This is a genomic window from Kamptonema formosum PCC 10802, assembly GCF_000332335.1.
Classification (GTDB): Bacteria; Cyanobacteriota; Cyanobacteriia; order Cyanobacteriales; family Oscillatoriaceae; genus Oscillatoria.
This window is the reverse complement of sequence record NZ_KB235949.1, coordinates 225,669-246,437: the sequence shown is the minus strand read 5'-3', so window position 1 is coordinate 246,437 and position 20,769 is coordinate 225,669. Positions and strand designations below refer to the sequence as shown.

Annotated in this window: 14 protein-coding genes and 1 pseudogene; 9 read left to right on the top strand and 6 right to left on the bottom strand. The window is 54.6% G+C overall.

Features of this window, described 5'->3' with window-relative positions; translation table 11 throughout:
* Nucleotides 1-217: 217 nt before the first annotated feature.
* From OSC10802_RS51725 to OSC10802_RS0131675, 3 genes are all read right to left on the bottom strand, one after another.
* Entirely contained in the window at nt 218-397 is a 180-nt protein-coding gene (locus tag OSC10802_RS51725) for a hypothetical protein (protein WP_155968952.1), read from the bottom strand.
* A 383-nt stretch (nt 398-780) separates the two neighbouring features.
* The gene (locus OSC10802_RS55985) at nt 781-909 is read right to left on the bottom strand and encodes a hypothetical protein (RefSeq protein ID WP_255349213.1); all 129 of its coding nucleotides are present in this window, start codon (nt 907-909) and stop codon (nt 781-783) included.
* Nucleotides 910-1,556: 647 nt separating this feature from the next.
* Nucleotides 1,557-2,789: a class I SAM-dependent methyltransferase gene (locus tag OSC10802_RS0131675; protein WP_017720786.1), complete on the bottom strand. Its 1,233-nt coding sequence runs from the start codon at nt 2,787-2,789 to the stop codon at nt 1,557-1,559.
* 146 nt (nt 2,790-2,935) lie between these two features.
* On the opposite strand from OSC10802_RS0131675, the gene OSC10802_RS51720 reads away from it, so the two are divergent.
* From OSC10802_RS51720 to OSC10802_RS57255, 3 genes and pseudogenes are all read left to right on the top strand, one after another.
* Nucleotides 2,936-3,133 (top strand): hypothetical protein, encoded by a 198-nt coding sequence (locus OSC10802_RS51720; protein WP_155968950.1) that lies wholly within the window; start codon nt 2,936-2,938, stop codon nt 3,131-3,133.
* Between the two features lie 898 nt (nt 3,134-4,031).
* Nucleotides 4,032-6,737: pseudogene (locus OSC10802_RS0131670) on the top strand (phycobilisome rod-core linker polypeptide); the annotation flags it as partial.
* 9 nt (nt 6,738-6,746) lie between these two features.
* The gene (locus OSC10802_RS57255) at nt 6,747-7,277 is read left to right on the top strand and encodes a phycobilisome rod-core linker polypeptide (protein ID WP_512699238.1); all 531 of its coding nucleotides are present in this window, start codon (nt 6,747-6,749) and stop codon (nt 7,275-7,277) included.
* Between the two features lie 399 nt (nt 7,278-7,676).
* On the opposite strand, the gene OSC10802_RS0131660 is transcribed toward OSC10802_RS57255, so the two are convergent.
* Complete coding sequence (locus OSC10802_RS0131660) at nt 7,677-8,090, bottom strand: hypothetical protein (RefSeq protein WP_155968948.1); 414 nt, start codon at nt 8,088-8,090, stop codon at nt 7,677-7,679.
* Between the two features lie 532 nt (nt 8,091-8,622).
* On the opposite strand from OSC10802_RS0131660, the gene OSC10802_RS0131655 reads away from it, so the two are divergent.
* Entirely contained in the window at nt 8,623-10,938 is a 2,316-nt protein-coding gene (locus OSC10802_RS0131655) for an NB-ARC domain-containing protein (protein ID WP_017720782.1), read from the top strand.
* A gap of 20 nt (nt 10,939-10,958) precedes the next feature.
* Complete coding sequence (locus tag OSC10802_RS51710; protein ID WP_155968944.1) at nt 10,959-11,117, top strand: hypothetical protein; 159 nt, start codon at nt 10,959-10,961, stop codon at nt 11,115-11,117.
* 71 nt (nt 11,118-11,188) lie between these two features.
* Here OSC10802_RS51710 and OSC10802_RS0131650 read toward each other — a convergent pair whose 3' ends face one another.
* Both OSC10802_RS0131650 and OSC10802_RS51705 read right to left on the bottom strand, forming a co-directional pair.
* Nucleotides 11,189-11,947 (bottom strand): DUF4336 domain-containing protein, encoded by a 759-nt coding sequence (locus OSC10802_RS0131650; RefSeq protein WP_026098987.1) that lies wholly within the window; start codon nt 11,945-11,947, stop codon nt 11,189-11,191.
* A gap of 1,340 nt (nt 11,948-13,287) precedes the next feature.
* Nucleotides 13,288-13,536 (bottom strand): hypothetical protein, encoded by a 249-nt coding sequence (locus tag OSC10802_RS51705; protein ID WP_155968942.1) that lies wholly within the window; start codon nt 13,534-13,536, stop codon nt 13,288-13,290.
* A 30-nt stretch (nt 13,537-13,566) separates the two neighbouring features.
* On the opposite strand from OSC10802_RS51705, the gene OSC10802_RS0131635 reads away from it, so the two are divergent.
* From OSC10802_RS0131635 to OSC10802_RS0131610, 4 genes are all read left to right on the top strand, one after another.
* Nucleotides 13,567-18,354, top strand: coding sequence for an nSTAND1 domain-containing NTPase (locus tag OSC10802_RS0131635; protein WP_017720779.1), 4,788 nt, complete (start codon nt 13,567-13,569; stop codon nt 18,352-18,354).
* An 887-nt stretch (nt 18,355-19,241) separates the two neighbouring features.
* Nucleotides 19,242-19,727, top strand: a complete 486-nt coding sequence (gene apcA / locus OSC10802_RS0131620; RefSeq protein WP_017720776.1) for an allophycocyanin subunit alpha — start codon at nt 19,242-19,244, stop codon at nt 19,725-19,727.
* A 73-nt stretch (nt 19,728-19,800) separates the two neighbouring features.
* The gene (gene apcB / locus OSC10802_RS0131615; protein ID WP_017720775.1) at nt 19,801-20,286 is read left to right on the top strand and encodes an allophycocyanin subunit beta; all 486 of its coding nucleotides are present in this window, start codon (nt 19,801-19,803) and stop codon (nt 20,284-20,286) included.
* 243 nt (nt 20,287-20,529) lie between these two features.
* A complete protein-coding gene (locus OSC10802_RS0131610) occupies nt 20,530-20,733 on the top strand; it encodes a phycobilisome linker polypeptide (protein ID WP_026098986.1) in 204 nt (67 codons plus the stop codon).
* The last annotated feature ends 36 nt before the right edge of the window (nt 20,734-20,769 follow it).

Sequence of the window (20,769 nt, the reverse complement as noted above, 5' to 3'; positions counted from 1 at the left end):
TTTGCAGGGAGACAGACAGCAGCCGGTTGAGATTTTCTGTAGGGCTATTGCCGGTGCCGGTTTTTCTGTTCAGCTCCCCGCCCCAGTCATGCCCCCGCCCGGAACATCCGTCCCACCGGCTAGTTTTCTAGACTAAATAACCGTAAAATATCTAAATTAAAACGCCCTGCCTATTATAAAGCAAGGTTTAAAACTAACATATTTTTAAGATTTACGTTTAATCAATTAGCGAATAGCTCTGATCCCAATGCCGGTGCCCCGATGCCGGTGCCCCGATGCCGGTGCCCCGATGCCGGTGCCCCCAGTGCCTGTGCCCCCAATGCCGGTGGCCCGATGCCGGTGCCCAAATGCCGGTGCCCCATGCCGTCAAGTCTTGAAGCTGCCGCCCCCGTCCCACCGGCTAGCTTTCTAAACTAAATAACCGTAAGCTATCTAAACTAAAACACCGCCTTTTAAACATAGCAAAGCTTATAAATCACAAACAAATTTTTTAAATTTACGTTTAATCACTTAGTAAATTTTCCCGGCCTGCCCCCCGAATGCCGGTGGCCGGTGCCCAATGGCCAATGCCCGATGCCCAATGCCCGATGCCGGTAAATTTGTTCAGCAGCTCCCTCCGAGTGCGCAGCGCTAACGCCGCCCCCGTCATGCCCTCGCCAGCAACACCCGTCCCACCGGCTAGTTTTCTTAACTAAATAACCGGAAAATTTATAAAATTAAATAGCGCAACTTAACACAAGCAGCGCTTACCAATCTTTGCTTTTCGCAAAGTACGTTTAATCACTTAGCAATTGCTCCTGCCGGTGCCCCCAGTGCCGGTGCCCCCAGTGCCGGTGCCCCCAGTGCCGGTGCCCCCAGTGCCGGTGCCCCCAATGCCGTCAAGTCTTGAAGCTGCCGCCCTTGTCCCACCGGCTATTTTCTTGACTAAATAACCGTAATCTATCTAAACTTAAACCGCACATCTAAAGTCAGCTAATGCTTCCCAATCTCAGTTTTATGCCAATTCCGTTTAATAACTTGATAAATATGCCCTTGGCCCATGCCCGCGAGTCTATTCACCTTGCCGCCTCCGTCTCGCCCCCGCCAATAGCGGAACACCCGCCCCACCGGCTAGTTTCCTTGAGTAAATAACCGTAAGCTATCTAAACTCACACCGCAGAACTTAAATATGCTAATGCTTACCCATTTCATAATTAGAAAATTTTCGTTTAATAACTCATCAAATCTTGTCTTGGCTACTCTAGGTGTGGGACAGGAGGAGGCAGCAGCCGGCCCGTGCCGGCGTTCCCAGGCAGTAGGGGCGGGTGCCCGTGCCACTGGTGTCAACTTAAGCTGTATCCCGCAGCCTCTGGGCGGTTGAAACCGCAGCTACACAGACGAAACCCGCCTGCGCGGGTTTTAAGATTCTTGCTCTTCTGTTAGTCCAACGGAGGCGAATCTGCACTTCGGGTAGCCGAACCGCGCGTCTGCGTTTTTCGCAGTATCTAGAGGCGGGAGCTTAAGTTGACACCGATGGTCCCCGTGCCCGCCCCGGAACGAGGCTAATCCCTCTAACTCTACCCCGGCGTCAGCAAAACCAACTGCCGGCGCTGCAGCGAACGCACCCCATCCAACCCCAGCCCCACCCTTGCCAGAATCTCTCCCACCGGCTCTTTCCCCCCCTCCCCGTGAACGGGGAGGGGGTTGGGGGGTGGGGTTCCCACCGCTGCCGAGCAAGCTTGCAAAAACTCAAACTCCTCTATTGACAAACTCACATACTGGTAGTTATAATCAAACACTTGCTCACTCGGCCAGCCGTGAACGCAAGGGCTGAGTTCCGGAATCGCCCGCAAAAGCGCCTCATCATCAGACCAATCCGCCTTAGCAACAGGAGGACGCCCCAAGAAAAACTCGTAGTGCGTCACCTCCGGATCGAGCAGCTCAATCAGCCGGTAGCGCTGGCGCTCGCTCAACGAAGCCGCACGCTCCACCAGCACCGGCTCCTTCGATATCAACCGCTCCAACTGCCAGTAGTCCGGATTCGAGAAACAGATAAACTCCAAACCGGCAGCATCAACCAACTCAAACAGCGTCTCAATATTGTAATCAATCTCTTGCGGGTGAACATACATGTCCGCAAAACACTCATCCCGCTGATTTTCCAAAGACCACCGCTGCTTTTCGTACTTGACAAGACGGTTGTTTTCTGGTAAAGCCGCAAACAGCTTCCGCCCCACTCCCACCCCATCCCGGTAGTCGCCGCGCTTCTCACCTTGCAGCAAAGCAATAGCCTTCTGCATCAGCTGGATTTCCCACCGGCCCAGTTCCGCATACACAAAAATGTGCAGCAACCCCCCAGGAGCCAACTTAGACGCCAGCGCCTTAATCCCGCGCACCGGATCGGGCAAGTGGTGCAGCACCCCCACACAGTTAATTAAGTCAAACTCGCCCTCCAGCTGGCCCACATCATACAGACTCAGGTGGTGGAACCCCACCCGCCCCGCACCCGACCGGCGGCAGCGCTCCTTGGCCACCTCCAGAGCGCCGGCACTCAAATCAATGCCGGTGACTTGCGCCTGCGGGTTGAGGTGAGCCAGGTATTCCGTGCTCACACCCGTCCCGCAGCCGGCATCCAGAATCCGGACCGCCAAAGAAGCCGGTTTCATGCCGGTGCAGAAACTGTAAGCCGCCGGCCAGCTCCAGCGCCAGTTGTAGCCGGGGGGAGGTTCGTCGAGGAGGATTTCTGGAGGAAAAGGGTATGTGTCGTAAAGCCGCTGCACAGCAGCGCTAATCGCCAAAGAGTCTGACATAGAAAGCCAAATTGCGGCTACATGAGTTTACCGAATCTTTGGCGCACCCCGCTAGCAAACTTCTGGCTCTTGGACCTCGGACCGGCAACCGGCTCTCTTCCTCCAGAGCGATGCTCGGTGAGCCGTGCTCGGTGAACAATATACCAGTGGACACGCTAAGGCGCGACTCGACGCTCTACAGACAAAGCGTCGAGCGTGCCCTCAGGGACATTGGGACAGGCAAGATGTCTGTCCTACGAGCTGTATCCGTGGGACAGGCGTCTTGCCCGCCCTGGATGTCTGATGTCCTAACCCATCTCGCAAATCCTCTGCCCAAGGCCAAAACTGCCGGCAGTCGGGGATGAGACTCTCTCCCCCCGACACCGGCACCCTCAAGAAACTTTTTTCTACTATCCGATTAAACAGCTTTTACAAAACACGCCTTCAGACGCCTTTTGTATATATGCCTTCTTCCGGATATTCTGAAATATTGCCGCTGCCGGCCCCCAAAACGGGACAGACTCTCGCCCTTGAGACGGGTGAGGGGTGAAAAAACCGGCCAACTGGGCCAAAACTGCCGGCAATTGAGGGTGAAAATCTCTTTTCCCCGGCACAACAGGTTGTCCCCGAGGGTTTGCTAGGATATTTTACGACAGAACAGTTTTCACAAAAAGCCGAGTTTAGACCGGTTTTGTATATATGCTTTCTTCCGGATATAATGCCGGATGCCGGGGCAGCCGGCAATCGTCCCAAACGCCCATCTCCGAGGCGGTGGGGGCTGGGCCCGGGTTGGAGAGAAGGAGGCAGTCGCTAGGGAACAGCGCGCACCGTCACCAATGAAAATTATGCGCCCCTACGAGGCCCGCCGGTTGGGCTAAAGCCCAACTACAAACCTGCCCCCACACCGCCGGCACAGGGGCCGGCCCCCAGGTTTGTAACAAAACTTATCCCGCCTTTCATACGGGGTGGGGGAGCCAAATTCCGACAGGTGCCGGTCTTGGAACCGGCTCTCGTTGAAGCGGCTCCGCACCGGCAGGCCCTTGAGATATGGCCCGGACGGGAGGAAAACATTTCTACACAATTCTTAATAAAGCAGGGGGGTGAGACCGAAACGTTTTAATCTAAAAACTGTAGGTAGAAATTGACCTGCGGGCAGTCGCAGGACAGGATTCTTGAACCCCGCCTGTGGGACAAGGATGTTCAGTGGCACGGTTGTGTCAGGTTATTGGCAGTCAAGACTTTATTGGGAGCTTTTGAGAACGAATGAGTGTAAAAGCAAGTGGTGGAAGCACAGTTGCGCGTCCGCAGCTATATCAAACCGTACCAGTTGCAACCATTTCACAAGCGGAACAGCAAGACCGCTTCCTGCAGCGGGGCGAACTGAGTGAGCTGGAAAGCTATTTCAAATCGGGAGCCAAGCGTCTGGAAATCTCCGAGACGCTGACCAAGAACTCGGAACTGATCGTGTCCCGCGCCGCCAACAGGATATTCACCGGCGGCTCACCGATGGCCTTCTTGGAAAAGCCCAAAGAGGAGCCGGTGATGACCGCCGCCGGCACGCGCCTGGACACGCAAGAAGGCATGAAGCTGGGAACCGTCACCTACGTCGATAGCAGCGGCGGCGGCTTCCTGGAAAGCCTGCGGCAGCTGTTCAGCGGCTCGGGCAGCAGCGGGCCCACCCCGCCCGGATTCCGCGCCATCAGCGTCACCACCTACGGTCCCGGCAACATGGCCAAATCCCTGCGGGACCTCAGCTGGTTCTTGCGCTATATCACCTATGCCATAGTGGCCGGCGACCCGAACATCATCTCGGTGAACGTCCGGGGATTGAGGGAAATCATCGAAAACGCCTGCTCCTCCACCGCCACCCTCGTGGCCATGCAGGAAATGCGGGCGGCATCCTTGAGCTACTTCAAGAACGACGCCGCCGCCGCCACCATCGTGGGGCAGTATTTCGACGTAGCGATCACCGAATTTAAGGCCCCCACGCCGTCCACCAAACTGCGGCAGCGCCCCTCTTCTGACCAGCAAGGTCTGCAACTCCCCCAGATTTACTTCAACGCTTCGGTTCGCCGGCCCAAATTCGTCATGAAGCCCGGGCTGTCGTCTTCGGAAAAGCAAGAAGTCGTCAAAGCCGCCTACCGGCAAATCTTTGAGCGCGACATCACCCGCGCTTACAGTTTGGGGATTTCTGACCTGGAGTCCAAGGTCAAGAACGGCGAAATCTCGATGAAGGAGTTTGTCCGCCGCGTCGGCAAATCTCCCCTCTACCGCAAGCAGTTCTTCGAGCCGTTCATCAACAGCCGGGCTCTGGAATTGGCATTCCGCCACTTCCTGGGTCGCGCTCCCTCTTCTCGCGAAGAAGTGCAGAAATACTTCTCGATCGTTTCTAAGGGCGGTCTGCCGGCGCTGATCGACGCTTTGGTGGACTCTCAGGAATACTCGGACTACTTTGGCGAAGAAACGGTGCCCTACCTGCGCGGTCTGGGCCAAGAAGCCCAAGAGTGCCGCAACTGGGGTGCGCAGTTTGACCTGTTCAACTACAGCGCCCCCTTCCGCAAGGTGCCGCAGTTCATTACCCTGTTCGCCTCCTACACCCAGCCCCTGCCCGACCAGCACGTCTACGGCAGCGGCAATGACCCCCTGGAAATCCAGTTCGGCGCGATTTTCCCGAAAGAAACTCGCAACCCCAGCACCAGTCCCGCACCTTTTGGCAAGGACACCCGCCGCATCCTCATCCGTCGCGGTGCCGGTATCGAGAACCAGCTGAGCAACCCGGACGCCCGGGGCAAGGCTCCTGGATCTCTCGGGCCCAAGGTGTTCAAGCTCGACCAGATTCCCAGCGGTCAGGCCAAGTTCGGCAAGCGTACTGTGACGCCGGTGCAAGGCGTGAGCGTCAAATTCTCGGAAAGCTCGGCACAAGCGGTGATTCGCGCCGCTTACCTGCAAGTGTTCGGGCGCGATCTCTATGATGGCCAGCGCCAGAAGGTGGCGGAAATCAAGCTGGAAAACGGCGACATCACAATGCGGGAGTTTATCCGCATTTTGGCTAAGTCGGATGTGTTCCGCAACATGTACTGGACTTCACTGTACGTCTGTAAGGCGGTTGAGTACATCCACCGCCGGCTCCTGGGCCGCCCCACCTACGGGCGTCAGGAAATGAACGCTTATTTCGATATCTGCGCCAAGAAGGGTTTCTACGCCCTGGTGGATGCGATTCTCGACAGCAAGGAGTACGAGGAGTCTTTTGGGGAGGATACGGTTCCCTATGAGCGCTACCTGACTCCGGGCGGTTTGGCCCTGCGCTCAATGCGGGTTGGCACGATTGCGGATAAGGGTGCCAAGGTGGAAGTGCCGGAAACACCTCGCTTTATTGAGCTGGGTGCGGTTCCCGAACGGGCGATTCCGGATGTGGAAGCCCGCATCAGCCAAGGCGTGCAGAAGCGTCGCGAACAAAGTAAGGTGTTCAAGCTGACGACTCTGGCGGATAAGGTGGCGGTGCAGAATGTGATTCAGGCTGCCTACCGGCAAATCTTTGAGCGGGATCTCAACCCCTATATCATTAAGAATGAGTTCAGCCGCTTGGAAAGCAAGCTGCGGAATGGGGAGATTACGGTCAAGGAGTTTATTGAGGGCTTGGGTTGCTCTAGCCTTTATGTGAAGGAGTTCTACGCGCCTTATCCGAATACTAAGGTGATTGAGCTGGGCACTAAGCACTTCTTGGGACGGGCACCGCAGAATCAGGCGGAAATTCGCAAGTACAATGAGATTCTGGCTTCGCAGGGGATTCGCGGCTTTATTGGCGCGATGGTGAACTGTATGGAGTATTTGCAGACGTTTGGAGAGGATGTGGTGCCCTACCGGCGCTTCCCGACTCTGCCGGCTGCGAATTTCCCGAATACTGAGAAGCTGTACAACCAGCTGACTAAGCAGAATGATGAGCTGGTGGTGCCTAGCTTTGAGCCGGTGGATACTGGCATGGATGTCGCTAAGATGCCTCTGATGGCTGAGAAGATGGCGTCTATGCCGGCGAGCAAGGTTGATTTGGTTGGTGTGGGCCGGTCGGTTTCTGCCGGTGTGGCCAAACCGGCTGTCAGCAAGGTGGCGCGGATTTACCGGGTGAGTCGGAATTCGGGTGCTGCTGAGATGGATGCGGCGATTCGGGCGATTTACCTGCAGGTGATGGATGCTGCCGGTGAGGATCTGCCTGTTGCGGCGGATTTGGAGGCGAAGTTGCGTGCCGGTGAGATTTCGGTGCGGGAGTTTGTCCGCCAGCTGGCGAGTTCGGATGCATATGGCGAGCGTTTTGTCAAGCCTTTCCCGGCTGCTAAGGCGGCTGAGGTGCTGTGCCGGCATTTGCTGGGTCGCACACCGGCAACTGTTGAGGTGAACCAATCGTTGCAGTTGATGGCTGAGCGCGGTCTGCCGGCTGCTGTTGCGGCGCTGGTGGATGGTGCTGAGTACACTCGCTATTTTGGCGAGGATGTGGTGCCTTACAAGCGCGCGTAGTTTGTGATTTTGGGGACGCCGGTTGATGGCGTCTCTACAAGTGTTTCCCCCCCAGTTGGCTTTTGGCTGATTGGGGGGTTTTTGTCTGGGCTTAGAAACCGGGTTTCTGATTAAATCTTTCGGGTTAGATGCAAAGGTTGTCGCAGAAACCCGGTTTCTGCCGGTGCTTAGAAACCGGGTTTCTGAATAAATATTTCGGGTGAGATGCAAAGGCTGTCTCAGAAACCCGGTTTCTGCCGGTGCTGTGCTTAGAAACCGGGTTTCTGATTAATCTTTCGGGTGAGATGCAAAGGCTGTCGCAGAAACCCGGTTTCTTCCGGTGCTTAGAAACCGACATTAGTTAGAGCATTAGGACTGCCATTAAGCACTAATAAATGCGCTAAATTATCTACAGATTTGTTAGTAAGGCTGAATTTCAAACTCAACTGTAGACCACCAACCTTGAGGAAAGAAACGAACTTGCGCAACATCCTTTTTGTTGTAAGTTACATCTAGAGACTGATTGGCCTTTAAGTCGTATTCCTTATCGCCGGTTCGAGTTATACGAACTTTTGTGCTGCTACCGCCATCAATTTTAATGATTTTCAGGCGGAACTTGCCCTCGTAAAAGGAAGCATTTCCGGGGAATGTACATGTATCCCAATTCCAATTAAACCCCCCCAACCGACCAGATCGCGAGCAATTACCTGTGAAAAACTGATTAACTTCTTTAATGTTTTGTGCGCCAACATGGAGAGTCAGATAAATCAGTAATGTCAGCGGCAAGAAGAACAGCAGTGAGATGTTTTTCTTAGACATGGGAAAATCATCCAAAAGATTTGAGGATACTGCTAGCCCCCTTTTTTAGGGGGTGGGACATTCTATATCCCCCCTTGTTAAAGGGGGGGAATATGCGCTAATTAGACTTGCAATTAGCAACTAATTAGACTGGGTGTTATCTTTTCCGCTTCCTTGTATCTGCGTAGTGAGAGCAGTTTGCGGCTTGATTGCGACTCTTACAGTGGTCGCCAAAAATCATTGTCTTACCGCACCAAGTGCAGATTGAGGCTTGCGGAGAAATCAGGGGGTCTTTTTCCGGTTCTTCCAGTAAGGTAGTAGCACGGGAATGGTCGTCCAAGGTTTTGGTGGTATAGCACTCAACTGACATTTTGTTAGTCCTCTTTAGCAGATTAACTTTGTTTGCTGACGCTTGGCGTTTGGCCTTGCTTCCGGTGCGCACCCTTGTGTTCCCTTTGAGCTTTCGCCCTTAAATCCAACATAGCGAAAAATTTTCAAGTTTTTCAAGCTTGCCAAGTAGCAAATTTTCCACTATATTGAATTTCAACCGAAATTAAACCGTTGAATTATGGCGTACAAACCTGACCAGTCCAAATTATTCGGAGCCGCAATAAAGCATCTCCTCCAGGAAAGAAACCTGACCCAAAGGCAATTTGCGGCAAATGCAAAGCTAGATCCCTCCTACGTCAGCAAGCTAGTCAATGGTGAGATTGCAGAGCCCAGGCAAGACAAACGCCGTAAAATTGCAAAAGGCTTGGACGTTACAGAGCCGGAGTTACAGCAACTGGTGGCCCAGTACATCGAAGATCGTGGGGTGGCGGGTGCCGGTGGCTCTACTTCCGACGCCGAGGCGAACACCACCCCGGATACCCCATCTGTCCCCCCTCAGTCCCCTCGTGGCCAAGGGGACGAGGGGGAAGTGTTTCGCCGCATCCCCCACAACCTGCCGGCACCGACCTATACTGCTTTTATCGGTCGCAATGAGGAAATGCGCCGGCTGCTGCAACTCCTCTCGCCCGAGCATTCGGCCCACATGATTACAGTGGACGGCATTGGCGGCGTGGGCAAAACTGCACTGGTGGTAGAAGCAGCTTACCGGTGTCTGAAAGCCAGCCGTGAGAAGCTTCTTGGGATTCCCACATTCGATGCCATCATCTTCACTTCAGCCAAGCAACAGTACCTGACTGCGAGTGGCATCTTGTCCAGACAGCAGGCGCAGCGCAACCTGCGGGACATCTTTCGGGAGATTGCTATTACCCTGGACGAACCGGCGATTACTCAATCCGCCCCTGAAGACCAATTCCACCGGGTGCGGCAAAGTCTGGCCAGACAGCGCACCCTGCTGATTGTGGACAACATGGAAACCGTGCAGGACACCGAGAATATTGTTACCTTCCTGTACGATCTGCCTTCCAATGTCAAAGTGGTGCTCACCACCCGCGAGCAGATAGTGCATGTCCCTATTCGCCTGACAAACTTATCCCCAGAGGAAGGTCAGGAGTTGATTCGGCAACAAGCGGACGAAAAAGGAATAGCCTTCAGCGATGAGGAGTCAAAGCGGCTCTACGAGCGCACTGGCGGAGTTCCGCTGGCGATCGTCTATGCCATTGGCCAAGTATGCAGTGGCTATCCCCTAGAGTCGGTATTGGAGGGGTTAGCCTCAAACACAGGTGACGTGGCGGAATTCTGCTTTAAGGAATCAGTGCAGGGAATGAGGGGGCAACCACCGCACAAGTTACTGATGTCCTTGGCGATTTTCTCTGATCCCCCCATCCGAGATGCTGTGGCTGAAGTGGCTGGACTGACAGCAGATCCCGCTGCTGCCAACAGAGGCTTGGCTCGACTCCAGCAACTCTCCCTAGTAACTCAGAAAGATGGGCGCTACAGTATGCTCTCGCTGACTCGCGAATACGCCCTAGCGGAACTTGCCGCTTACCCAGATTTCGAGAAGGAGGCGCGGGAGCGGTGGGTGAAGTGGTATCTGGATTTTGCCCAAACACACGGACAGAAAGAATGGCAAGAATGGCATATTCAGTATGACCGTCTGCAGGAAGAAGGTGGAAACCTTCTGGCAGTGCTTGACTGGTGTGCGTCCCAAGAGCGCTATGAAAATATCAGGGATTTATGGCAGAATTTGAGACATTACGCTCACATCTATGGATATTGGGAAGACTGCCTGTTCTGGATGCAATGGCTAATTGAAGCATCGGAACGCCGTGGGGAGTTGTCAACCACGGTGTGGGCTATGGCAGAACAGAGTTGGAAGCTGATTCTCATGGGGCAACTAGAAAAAGCCGAATATCTTTTATCACAAGCGTGGAATATGCGAGAGCATGCCAGCTTTTATCTTAAGTCTCATTTCGCTGACTATTTCGCCCAGCTATATATCAGCAAAAAACAATACGAACAAGCCCGCTATTGGCTAGAGGAGGAAGAGATCCTTCTCGCCAGTAGCGATCTTGAAAATAGCTCCCGCATTCGCAATGCCATAACCGTTCAATATTATCGGGCTGAAATCCATCATAAAACCTGTGATTATGACCGTGCTAAGTCACTTTACCAGCAAGTAGAGAAACAGGGTAGAGAGATTAACTGGCAGCGAGCCGTTTACTACGCTCAGGGGGAGCTGGCTGAGATCGAAATAGCGCAAGGTAATTTTGATGAAGCGGAAAAACTGTTGAATACGGGCTTGCCTGTAGTTGAGCGCAATAAGGAGAAACGGCGTATCGCTTACTACCAAGCATCCTATGCCCGTTTGGAGAAAGCGCGGGGAAATTCCCCAGAAGCCCGCGAATGGGCCAATAATGCGCTGAAAGGTTTCAACAGCCTCGGCATGCTACGGGATGCTGAAGAAATGCGCCAACTGATCGATTCCTTGAAATAAAACCGGCATCCTTATATAGCGTGCCTAAACGAGCCGGCAAATCCACTGCCGGTGTGCCGCGCCAAGGGGTGCCCTACTATCCCCAAGGCGCTCGCCCTTTTCAAATGCCGGCACAAATACAAGCAATGACCTCTGGGCTAAATTCTAGCCCCTACAATACCAGCGGACTCCTGAAATAAGCTAGAATAAAACAAGCTAGCTTCTGCTACACCGATTTCCCAAATCACCCTTAATCTCCCCGATGATGGGATTAGAAATTACCAAGCCAGCGGAAAGCCCGACGCAATTCGGCGGTTCCATTGCTCTCGTACCAGCGCCCGTGAGAGATGATAATTTTAGCCGGCTCCCATGCCAGCATCCGCCCGACGCAGGCGCGGGCTTGCTCTTTTCGCCCCCAAAAGGTCATTCGCAAATCCAAGGGCATTTTGCCATCCGGATCAGCACAGCCTGTCAGTTTCAGCAACCAGTGAATCCACTGCGACGTTTTGTTTAGCTCGAAATTTTCAATGAGATCCGCCAGAATCAGCGTCCTGCTTTTGCGGTGGAAAAAGACAATTTCATCCATAAACCGGCTCCCCCGAAAAATCAGTTGGTCGAGGTCATTATTCCACTGTGCCGGCGCTTTGTCACTCAGGTCCGCATCAAAGACCACCTCGATGCGCTGCTGCGCAGCACGCTCTCGCACTCCTGGAGACGCCCAAGCGAGCGCGTCTGGATAGGCTTTCTCCCAAGCGCCAATGTGAGCGTAATGGATTTTGTTGGGCGAAACTAGATGCCGCACTGAGCCAAGTGCGTCAATTTCGGCTTTAAGCTGCTCAGTTAATTCGACAGGGGAATGGCACCACAACTCGCCAGAGGTTAGCCGCACGACTGTCATGCGCGTTGGAAAGGGGATTGCGGTGCCGTACATCGCCATCTCAACGATGGGTCCGTCCGCAATCCAAATATCTTCACCGGCAGGTTTGAGAGTGTTGAGCGGCTCGTATAACCCCACTAAATTCTCATTCATAGGTGCGCGGGACGCTCTCAGTGAGCGCCAGTTGCTCTTTTTTGCCATTATAGCACGGTGGCGCGGCACGCCCTAAGCGTATTCTAAGCCGCACAATTGAACGCACGCTCCTCAATAATTCTTTAGTTTATATGCCGGCACCTTCTCCCCCGATCCCATCCTAGCGCAAATCCGAACCTTTGTCTACCTTTCCCCGAACATTTATGTAGGGCTAAAGTCCTATTAAAAACTTTGGGCTAAAGCCCAACTACGAACCTTTGGGCTAAAGCCCAACTACGAAGCTTTGGGCTAAAGCCCAACTACAAACTATCTTCTTCAATGAAACCCGCGAAGGCGGGTTTCGTTTGTATAGCCGCGATTTCAATCGCCAGGAACTCTAGCCGAAGTTTATATGCCGGCACTTTCTCCCACGATACTATCCTAGCGCTAATCCGGAACTTTTTCTATATTTACCCGAAAATTTCTGTAGGGCTAAAGCCCAACTACAAACCTTTGGGCTAAAGCCCAACTACAAACCTTTGGGCTAAAGCCCAACTACAAACCTTTGGGCTAAAGCCCAACTACGAACTTTTGGGGCTAAAGCCCAACTACAAACCTTTGGGCTAAAGCCCAACTACGAACTTTTGGGGCTAAAGCCCAACTACAAACCTTTGGGCTAAAGCCCAACTACGAACTTTTGGGGCTAAAGCCCAACTACAAACTTTGGGCTAAAGCCCTACTACAAACCTTTGGGCTAAAGCCCAACTACAAACCTTTGGGCTAAAGCCCTACTACGAACCTTTGGGCTAAAGCCCTACTACGAACCTTTGGGCTAAAGCCCAACTACAAACCTTTGGGCTAAAGCCCTACTACAAACTTTGGGCTAAAGCCCAACTACAAACCTTTGGGCTAAAGCCCTACTACAAACCTTTGGGCTAAAGCCCTACTACAAACCTTTGGGCTAAAGCCCTACTACAAACTTTGGGGCTAAAGCCCAACTACGAACCTTTGGGCTAAAGCCCTACTACAAACCATCTTCTTCAAAGAAACCCGCGCAGGCGGGTTTTGTTTGTATAGCCGCGATTTCCAATCGCCTGGCCCCTTAACACAACATCCACCGGCCCCCTGAACACGACCTTATATGCCGGCACATTTTCTCACTCTACTATCATAACGCAAATCACAAACTTTGTCTACATTTTTCCCAAAATTTTCATCTCAACAAACCGGCACAATTCTGCCTGAGGGAGCGGGGTAAGGTGCCGGCTGCCGGTGCGTAACTAGGCAGGAATACCGCGTTGAGATAGCTAGAATTTAGGTCTATGACGGAAAAAGCTTTTCTGCCGGCTTTTTCAATTCCATTATCCGGGCATCCAAAATCCATGCATTGCTATAACCCACCGGCGTGTCTCCCCCTTTGCCCATGTGCCGGCAATTGCCCCACCGGCTTTGGGGAAGTGCTCTGCTGGGGGGAGAGCGACTTGCTGGGGGGAGAGAGCACCCGACTCCTTGCGGGAGAAGGGGTTCAGGGGTGAGGCGGCGGATGGGGCTGACAAAAAGAATTGGCCGGTGAGGGGCGAATTGGAGCTCGCGCCCAGATAATAGTGCAAAATCTGAATGTAAACTAAACCGCATAAACCATGAGTGACACGCACCGGCTCGAAGACGTGGCCACTTACAACAAGGAATCGCTCAGGACGCTGGTACGGGCGCTCGACCTCTCGCAGGGACAATTTTCCCTAATTTTGGTGCGCTGCAACTACACTCGCTTGCGAGATCGCATGCTGCTGCAGCTGCAACAGCTGTCCACCGCCCGCATTCACCGGCTCGCCCTCCCCGAGTCCGTCAAAACCCTGTTTGCCCCTATCGCCGCAGACATCGGGGACAATCCGCCACCGGCACTCACCATTCTGGGATTAGAGTCGCTAGAAAATATCGAGCCGGTGCTCACCGCCACCAACCTGATTCGGGAAGAATTTCGCAAACACTTTCCCTTCCCGCTACTGTTGTGGGGGAGCGATGAAGTCCTGCGCAAGCTGATTCGAGTCGCCCCCGATTTCGAGAGTTGGGCGACCACCGTTGAATTTGAACTCCCAACCGAAGAGCTAATCGACTTCCTCCACGAAAAGACAGGAGCCGTATTCGCCCGCGTCTTAGAGCCAGACACCGCTCAGTTGCCCCACCCCGACTTTTGCCAGATAGCCGCCGACGACCGGCTGCACGAGGAACTCGAATCCGCCTGGAAAGACTTGCAAAGTCGCGCCTACCAACTGCAGCCAGATATAGCAGCCACGCTCGAATTTATTCGCGGCCTGCAAGCCGATGAAAATGGCCAGACAGAGGCAGCTTTAGATCGCTACCGGCAAAGCTTAGCCTTTTGGCAAAGCGCCGCATTCTTAATCGTAAATTCCGAATTCATTGAAAATCTAGAATACCGAATCCAAAATCTCTTAGAGCGCCAGGGAGTCATCCTATTTTATACCGGCACCTGCTGTGGCTGTCAAGCCCAGCGACAGCCTGCAGACAGCCGCCGGTGCTGGGAGCAGGCACGAGATGCCTTCGAGCAAAGCATAACCGCCTTCGAGGCGGCGGAGCGACAGGATTTAGTCGCTCAGGTGGTCGGGCAACTCGGAGAAGTCCTGCGACACCTAGAAGCGTGGGAACAGTTGCAAAAGCTAGCCAAAAAATACCTCCCCGCTCATCAAGCCGCCGGCAGTCTGGCCCTGGTGGCCCAAGATTTGGGCTTTCTGGCAGAAGTCGCCCTCCAGCGCAACCAGCCGGCAGAAGCCCGCGAACTAGCCCAACAGGCGATTCGCACCCTAGCAGGAGCAGCCTCACCCCAACCCCAGCAGCGCGGGCTGTATTTGCTGCTTCTGGCGCGATCGCAGCGCCAGCTCAACGACAGCGACGCCGCCAGCAGCCTGGAAACCGCCAGACAGGAAACCGACGCGCACAGCGCCCCCAAACTGTATATAAATATACTGCAAGAATTGCGCCAGATTTACTTCGAGCGGGGTAAGTATCTAGAAGCCTTTCGCCTCAAGCAAGAACAGCGCGCCATCGAGCACGAGTATGGGTTCCGCGCCTTTATGGGTGCCGGTGCCTTGCAGCCGCACAGGAAAGTCGGACAGCAAAAAGTCAGCGCCGCCAAAGAAATTGAAGCCTCCGGGAGACAGCGGGATGTCAGCCGGCTGATCGAGAGAATTAGCCGCGCTGACCGCAAACTCACCGTCATTCTTGGCCCCTCCGGCGTGGGCAAAACTTCCATTTTAACAGCTGGGTTAGTGCCGGCGCTGCACAGCACCGCCACCGGCACCCACAGGGTTTTGCCGGTGCTGGTAAAATCTTACACCGACTGCATGCAAACCTTGGGCAGAGAATTGGCAAAAGCCCTCTCCCCCAGCAGTGAGCCGCCGGCAGACCCCTCCCTGAGCGGCGCTCTGCAACTGCTGGCTCAAAATGGCGAGCGGAACCTGTTAACCGTTCTAATTTTTGACCAGTTTGAGGAATTTTTCTTTATCTGTACAGATGCTAAAGCAAGGCATAAATTTTGGACTTTTCTGCGCGACGCTTTAAACATCCCTTTCGTAAAGATAATTTTGTCGTTGCGTGCGGATTACCGGCATTACCTGTATTACATTTTGGAGTGGGACGAGCGGACGCCGCGCCCTGACAGCGGCAGCCTTCTCAGCAGCATTCTCAGCGAAGACGCTCGCTACTGCTTGGGGAATTTTTCCCCCCCTGAAGCGCAGGCTGTGATTGAACACCTGACCGGGCTGGCGCACTTTCCCGTAGAGCCGGCGCTGATTGAGGCATTAGTGCGGGATTTAGCCGGCAGCACGGAGGAAGTGCGCCCAATTGAGTTGCAGCTGGTGGGGTCGCAACTGCAAACCGACGGCATTACCACCTTGGAAAAATACCAGCAGCTCGGAGAAAACCCCAAAGCAAAACTCGTAAAGCATTCCATTGAAAGCGCCGTCAGAGATTGCGGTGCGGAAAACAGAGACGCTGCCTGGAAAGTCCTGGCCTTGCTGACAAATGAAAAAGGCACCCGACCATTAAGAACGCGGGATGAGCTGGCAGAACTATTGCAATCCGACAGCGATAAACTGGATTTGATTTTAGAGATTTTGACCGGCTCGGGGCTGGTGGTTCGCGTGCCGGCGGAGCCAGAAAACCGCTACCAGCTCGTCCACGATTACCTGGTTGAGCCCATACGCCAAACTTGCAACTTCGGGCCAGAGGTGCGCCTGCAACTTGCCCTGCAACTTGCGGAAGCGCCCAAACGGCGCAGCAGCGCCAGCAATCCCACTCTCAAACAGGAACTGCGCCCAGCGCCTCTTTCCTTGCAGCGTGCGGTGCTGGGGCTGGCAGCGGTTGGCCTCCTCTTGGCCCTGGTGGCGTCACTCAACCAGAGCAGCGCCCAGATCAGAGCCATAACCGCCTCTTCAAAAGCTCTCTACAACTCGCACCTGGAGTTTGAGGCGCTGATCGAAAGTTTGAGAGCCGGCAGACGCCTCAAGACATGGCTGGGATCTATGGTGCCGGCTGACATTCGCATGGAGGCTGTCACGGCGCTGCAGCAGGCGGTAAACAAGGTGAGGGAGCGCAACCGCTTGCAGGGGCACAGCAATACCGTTGCTGGCGTGAGTTTCAGTCCCGACGGCCAGATGCTGGCCTCTGCCAGTGCTGACGGCACGGTAAAACTCTGGAACCGCAGTGGGAGTTCGATAAAAACTCTCAACAGCCATACGGCGGAGGTGTACAGCGCCACGTTCTCACCGGATGGCCAGACGCTGGCGTCGGCCAGTGGGGACGGCACGGTAAAATTCTGGAGTCGTGCCGGTGTCTTGAGAAGCACCCTCAAAGCGGATGCCGGTGGGGTTTTTACGGCCAGTTTCAGTCCCGATGGCGAAGTGGTGGCCACTGGCGGCTCTGACAGCACCGTCAAACTCTGGCGGCGGCGCGATGGGAAGTTCTTGCGGGCGCTCAAGGGCCACACGGATGAGGTCTGGGGGGTGAGTTTCAGCCCCGACGGCCAAACCCTCGCTTCCGCCAGCGCCGACAGGACGGTCAAACTCTGGGGCTTTGACGGTCGCCTGCTGCGCACCCTCAAGGGGCACACCGGCAAGGTTTTTGACGTGAGTTTCAGCCCCCAGGGCGAGATTGCCTCTGCCGGTGGGGATGGCACGATCAAACTTTGGAAGGGCGACGGCACTTTGTTGAGAACTCTCTCCGGACATGAAAATACGGTCTGGTCTGTGCGTTTCAGCCCCGATGGCCAAACCCTGGCCTCGGCGAGCGCTGACAGGACGGTGAAACTCTGGAGGAAAGATGGACGTTTGCTCAATACCTTTGGGAGTCACATTTTTGCTGTCAGGAGTTTGAGTTTTAGCCCGGATGGCCAGACGCTAGCGTCTGCCGGTGCGGACAATAGCGTCAAACTCTGGGATCTTGCCGGCACCGGCTCTCTGAGGGTACTGCAACATCAGGCGTTGGTGAGGCGGGCCAGTTACAGCCGGTCTGGGACTCTAGCCACTGCCAGTTTCGACAGCACGGTTAAACTGTGGGGCAAAGACGGCACGCTGCTGCGGACACTCACCGGCCACACGGACTGGGTGACGGACGTCAGTTTCAGTCCCGACGGTCAAACCCTGGCCTCCGCCAGTCAGGATAAAACGGTGAAACTCTGGAATCCTTCTGGCCAGTTGCTGCGTACCGTGGCGGCTGACAGTCAGGGCGTATACAGCCTGGCGTTCAGCCCGCAGGGCGAGATTGCCACCGCCGGCACTGACAAAACGGTAAAACTCTGGCTTCCTGACGGTGCGGCGCTGGCCACTCTGGCGGGGCGCAGCTCGCCGGCGCAAAGCGTGGCCTTCAGCCCCGACGGACAGCTGGTGGCTTCCGCCGGCAGTACAGAGGTGAAACTCTGGCGCTTTGACGGCACTGAGTATAAAACCCTGGGAAATCACATCGCTGGCGTCTATGACGTCGGTTTCAGCCCCGATGGCCGGATATTTGTCACCGCCAGTGCCGACAGGACAGTAAAACTCTGGAATCGGGACGGTCGTCTGCTGCAAAAGATACTGGGACACAAGGACAGTGTTTACACCGCCAGTTTCAGTCCCGATGGCCAGATTATTGCTTCCGGCAGCAAGGATAGAACCGTGAAACTCTGGAACCTGGACGGCAACCTGCTGGGCACCCTGGCGGCGCACAGCGATTCGGTTTGGGACGTGCGGTTCAGTCCCGACGGCAAAACGCTGGCCTCTGCCGGTGAGGACAAAAAGGTGATCCTGTGGGATTTGGATTTGGACCACCTCATGGCCCGGGGGTGCGACTGGATGCGCGACTATCTCCGCAACCCCACCGCCAATCTCAGCGATGAGCAGCGCCACCTCTGTGACGGCATTGGCCCTCGCAAGTAGGCGGCAGCGGCAATGCCCATTTTGGATTTTAGATTTTGGATAATGGAATTGAAAAAGGCCGCAGTCAAGCCTTTTCAGATTCAGGACCCCAAAAATATGCTTCCATTTAATTTTTTATAAAACTTCTAGCTTTCGCTGCCAAAATTGCCTATATACGGTAATTTATGGCAGGAAAACAGTTTTTTGAAAGCAAATTAAAAGCATAATATCGCAGCCGGCACTTAGGGCGCGGACATTAATGGCATGGCGCACCGATCGTGGCGCACTGATCGTGGCCTATAGGAAAGACTCACAGCAATGCCCAATGCCCCATCGCCCACTGCCCCAATGCCCCATCGCCCACTGCCCCATCGCCCACTGCCCAATGCCCCATTTAAGAAACCCGGTTTCTGGCAGGACTCCGCAAATCCCTCAGTCCTAACCTCTAGCCCCCACCCCCACCCCCCTGTCCCCTGATGAATCTGAGGCGAAATATTACAAAATATTAAGAACCTGTCGAGAATGTTAATGTCATGCTGCAAAATATCCATATTTGCGGAACGTGACTGGAGGCGAGCGGGACGGCCCTCAGGGGGCCCGAAAGGGCCAGCAAGCCTGACCGAAAAGTGGCCAGAAGCGACCGCAGCGGTAAACGCGCCCGCCGGAAAAGCTGGCTTTCTCTGACTGATTCGCGAAAGCGATCGGAAAAAAAGTTAGGTTTTATAATGGCAGCCGTTCCCTTAAAATACTGTAGGGGTGTCGGAGCGCAATCAAAAACTGCCGGTGCGAGTCCCCGTTAAACCGGGCCCGCTCAAAACTCTGGCAGATAGGCACTCGTCACCCACTGGCTCTAGCCAGACTCAGATTAGACACATCTGGTAACAATCTCATTCGGAGGAAAACGTTAAATGAGTATCGTCACGAAGTCCATCGTGAATGCTGATGCCGAAGCTCGCTATCTCAGCCCCGGCGAACTGGATCGGATCAAAGGGTTCGTCAGCACCGGCGAAGCCCGTGTCCGCATCGCCCAAGTGCTGACCGAATCCCGCGAGCGCATCGTCAAGCAAGCCGGCGACCAGCTGTTCCAAAAGCGTCCCGACGTGGTTTCCCCCGGCGGTAACGCCTACGGTCAAGAAATGACCGCCACCTGCCTGCGCGACTTGGACTACTACCTGCGCCTGATCACCTACGGAATCGTCGCCGGTGACGTCACCCCGATCGAAGAAATCGGTATCGTCGGCGTCCGCGAAATGTACAATTCCCTGGGCACCCCGATCGCAGCCGTCGCCGAAGGCGTTCGCGCCATGAAGAGCGTCGCCTCCTCCCTGCTGTCTGGGAGCGATGCCGCTGAAGCTGGTAGCTACTTCGACTACGTGATCGGTGCCATGCAGTAGGACTAGCTCCTGCTCTCGGATTTGAACCAATCAACCAACGACTTTCCGCACGACAGTTTAAGGAACCACAAACATGCAAGACGCAATTACCGCGGTTATTAATTCCTCTGATGTCCAAGGCAAGTACCTGGACGGCTCCGCTCTCGACAAGCTGAAGGCTTATTTCGCCACCGGCGAACTGCGCGTCCGCGCCGCCACCACCATCAGCGCCAACGCCGCCACCATCGTCAAGGAAGCAGTTGCCAAGTCCCTGCTGTACTCTGACATCACCCGTCCGGGCGGCAACATGTACACCACCCGTCGCTACGCAGCCTGCATCCGCGACCTGGACTACTACCTCCGCTACGCCACCTACGCCATGCTGGCCGGCGACCCCTCCATCCTCGATGAGCGCGTGCTCAACGGGCTGAAAGAAACCTACAACTCCCTGGGCGTGCCCATCGGTGCTACTGTCCAAGCCATCCAAGCCATGAAGGAAGTCACCGCCGGTCTGGTGGGCCCCGATGCTGGCAAGGAAATGGGCGTCTACTTCGACTACATTTCCTCTGGTTTGAGCTAAGAGGGATTTGAGATTTGAGATTTGAGGTTTGAGATTTCTGGGAAATCCAAACTCGAAAATCCAAACTCCAAAACCCAAGATCCTGAGGTCAGGGAAGTCTAGAGTGAGTGCTAGCTCGTCAAAGGCTTGTCCGCAACAGTCGATAAGTTTTAACGGTCTAACATTGACTCTTGACTCCCTGCCTTCGCTATAGATATCTGAATTCAGATGCAAAATTTTTCGCACCTTAAGGAGAGATAAGCCATGCGAATGTTTAAAGTTACTGCTTGCGTCCCCAGCCAAACTCGCATCCGCACCCAGCGGGAACTGCAAAACACCTATTTTACAAAGCTGGTGCCCTACGACAACTGGTTCCGCGAGCAGCAGCGGATCATGAAAATGGGTGGCAAAATCATCAAAGTGCAGCTGGCAACCGGCAAACCCGGTGCCAACACCGGCTTGCAGTAAATTCCCACTCAAAAGCAATACCGCAAAAAAGAGGTC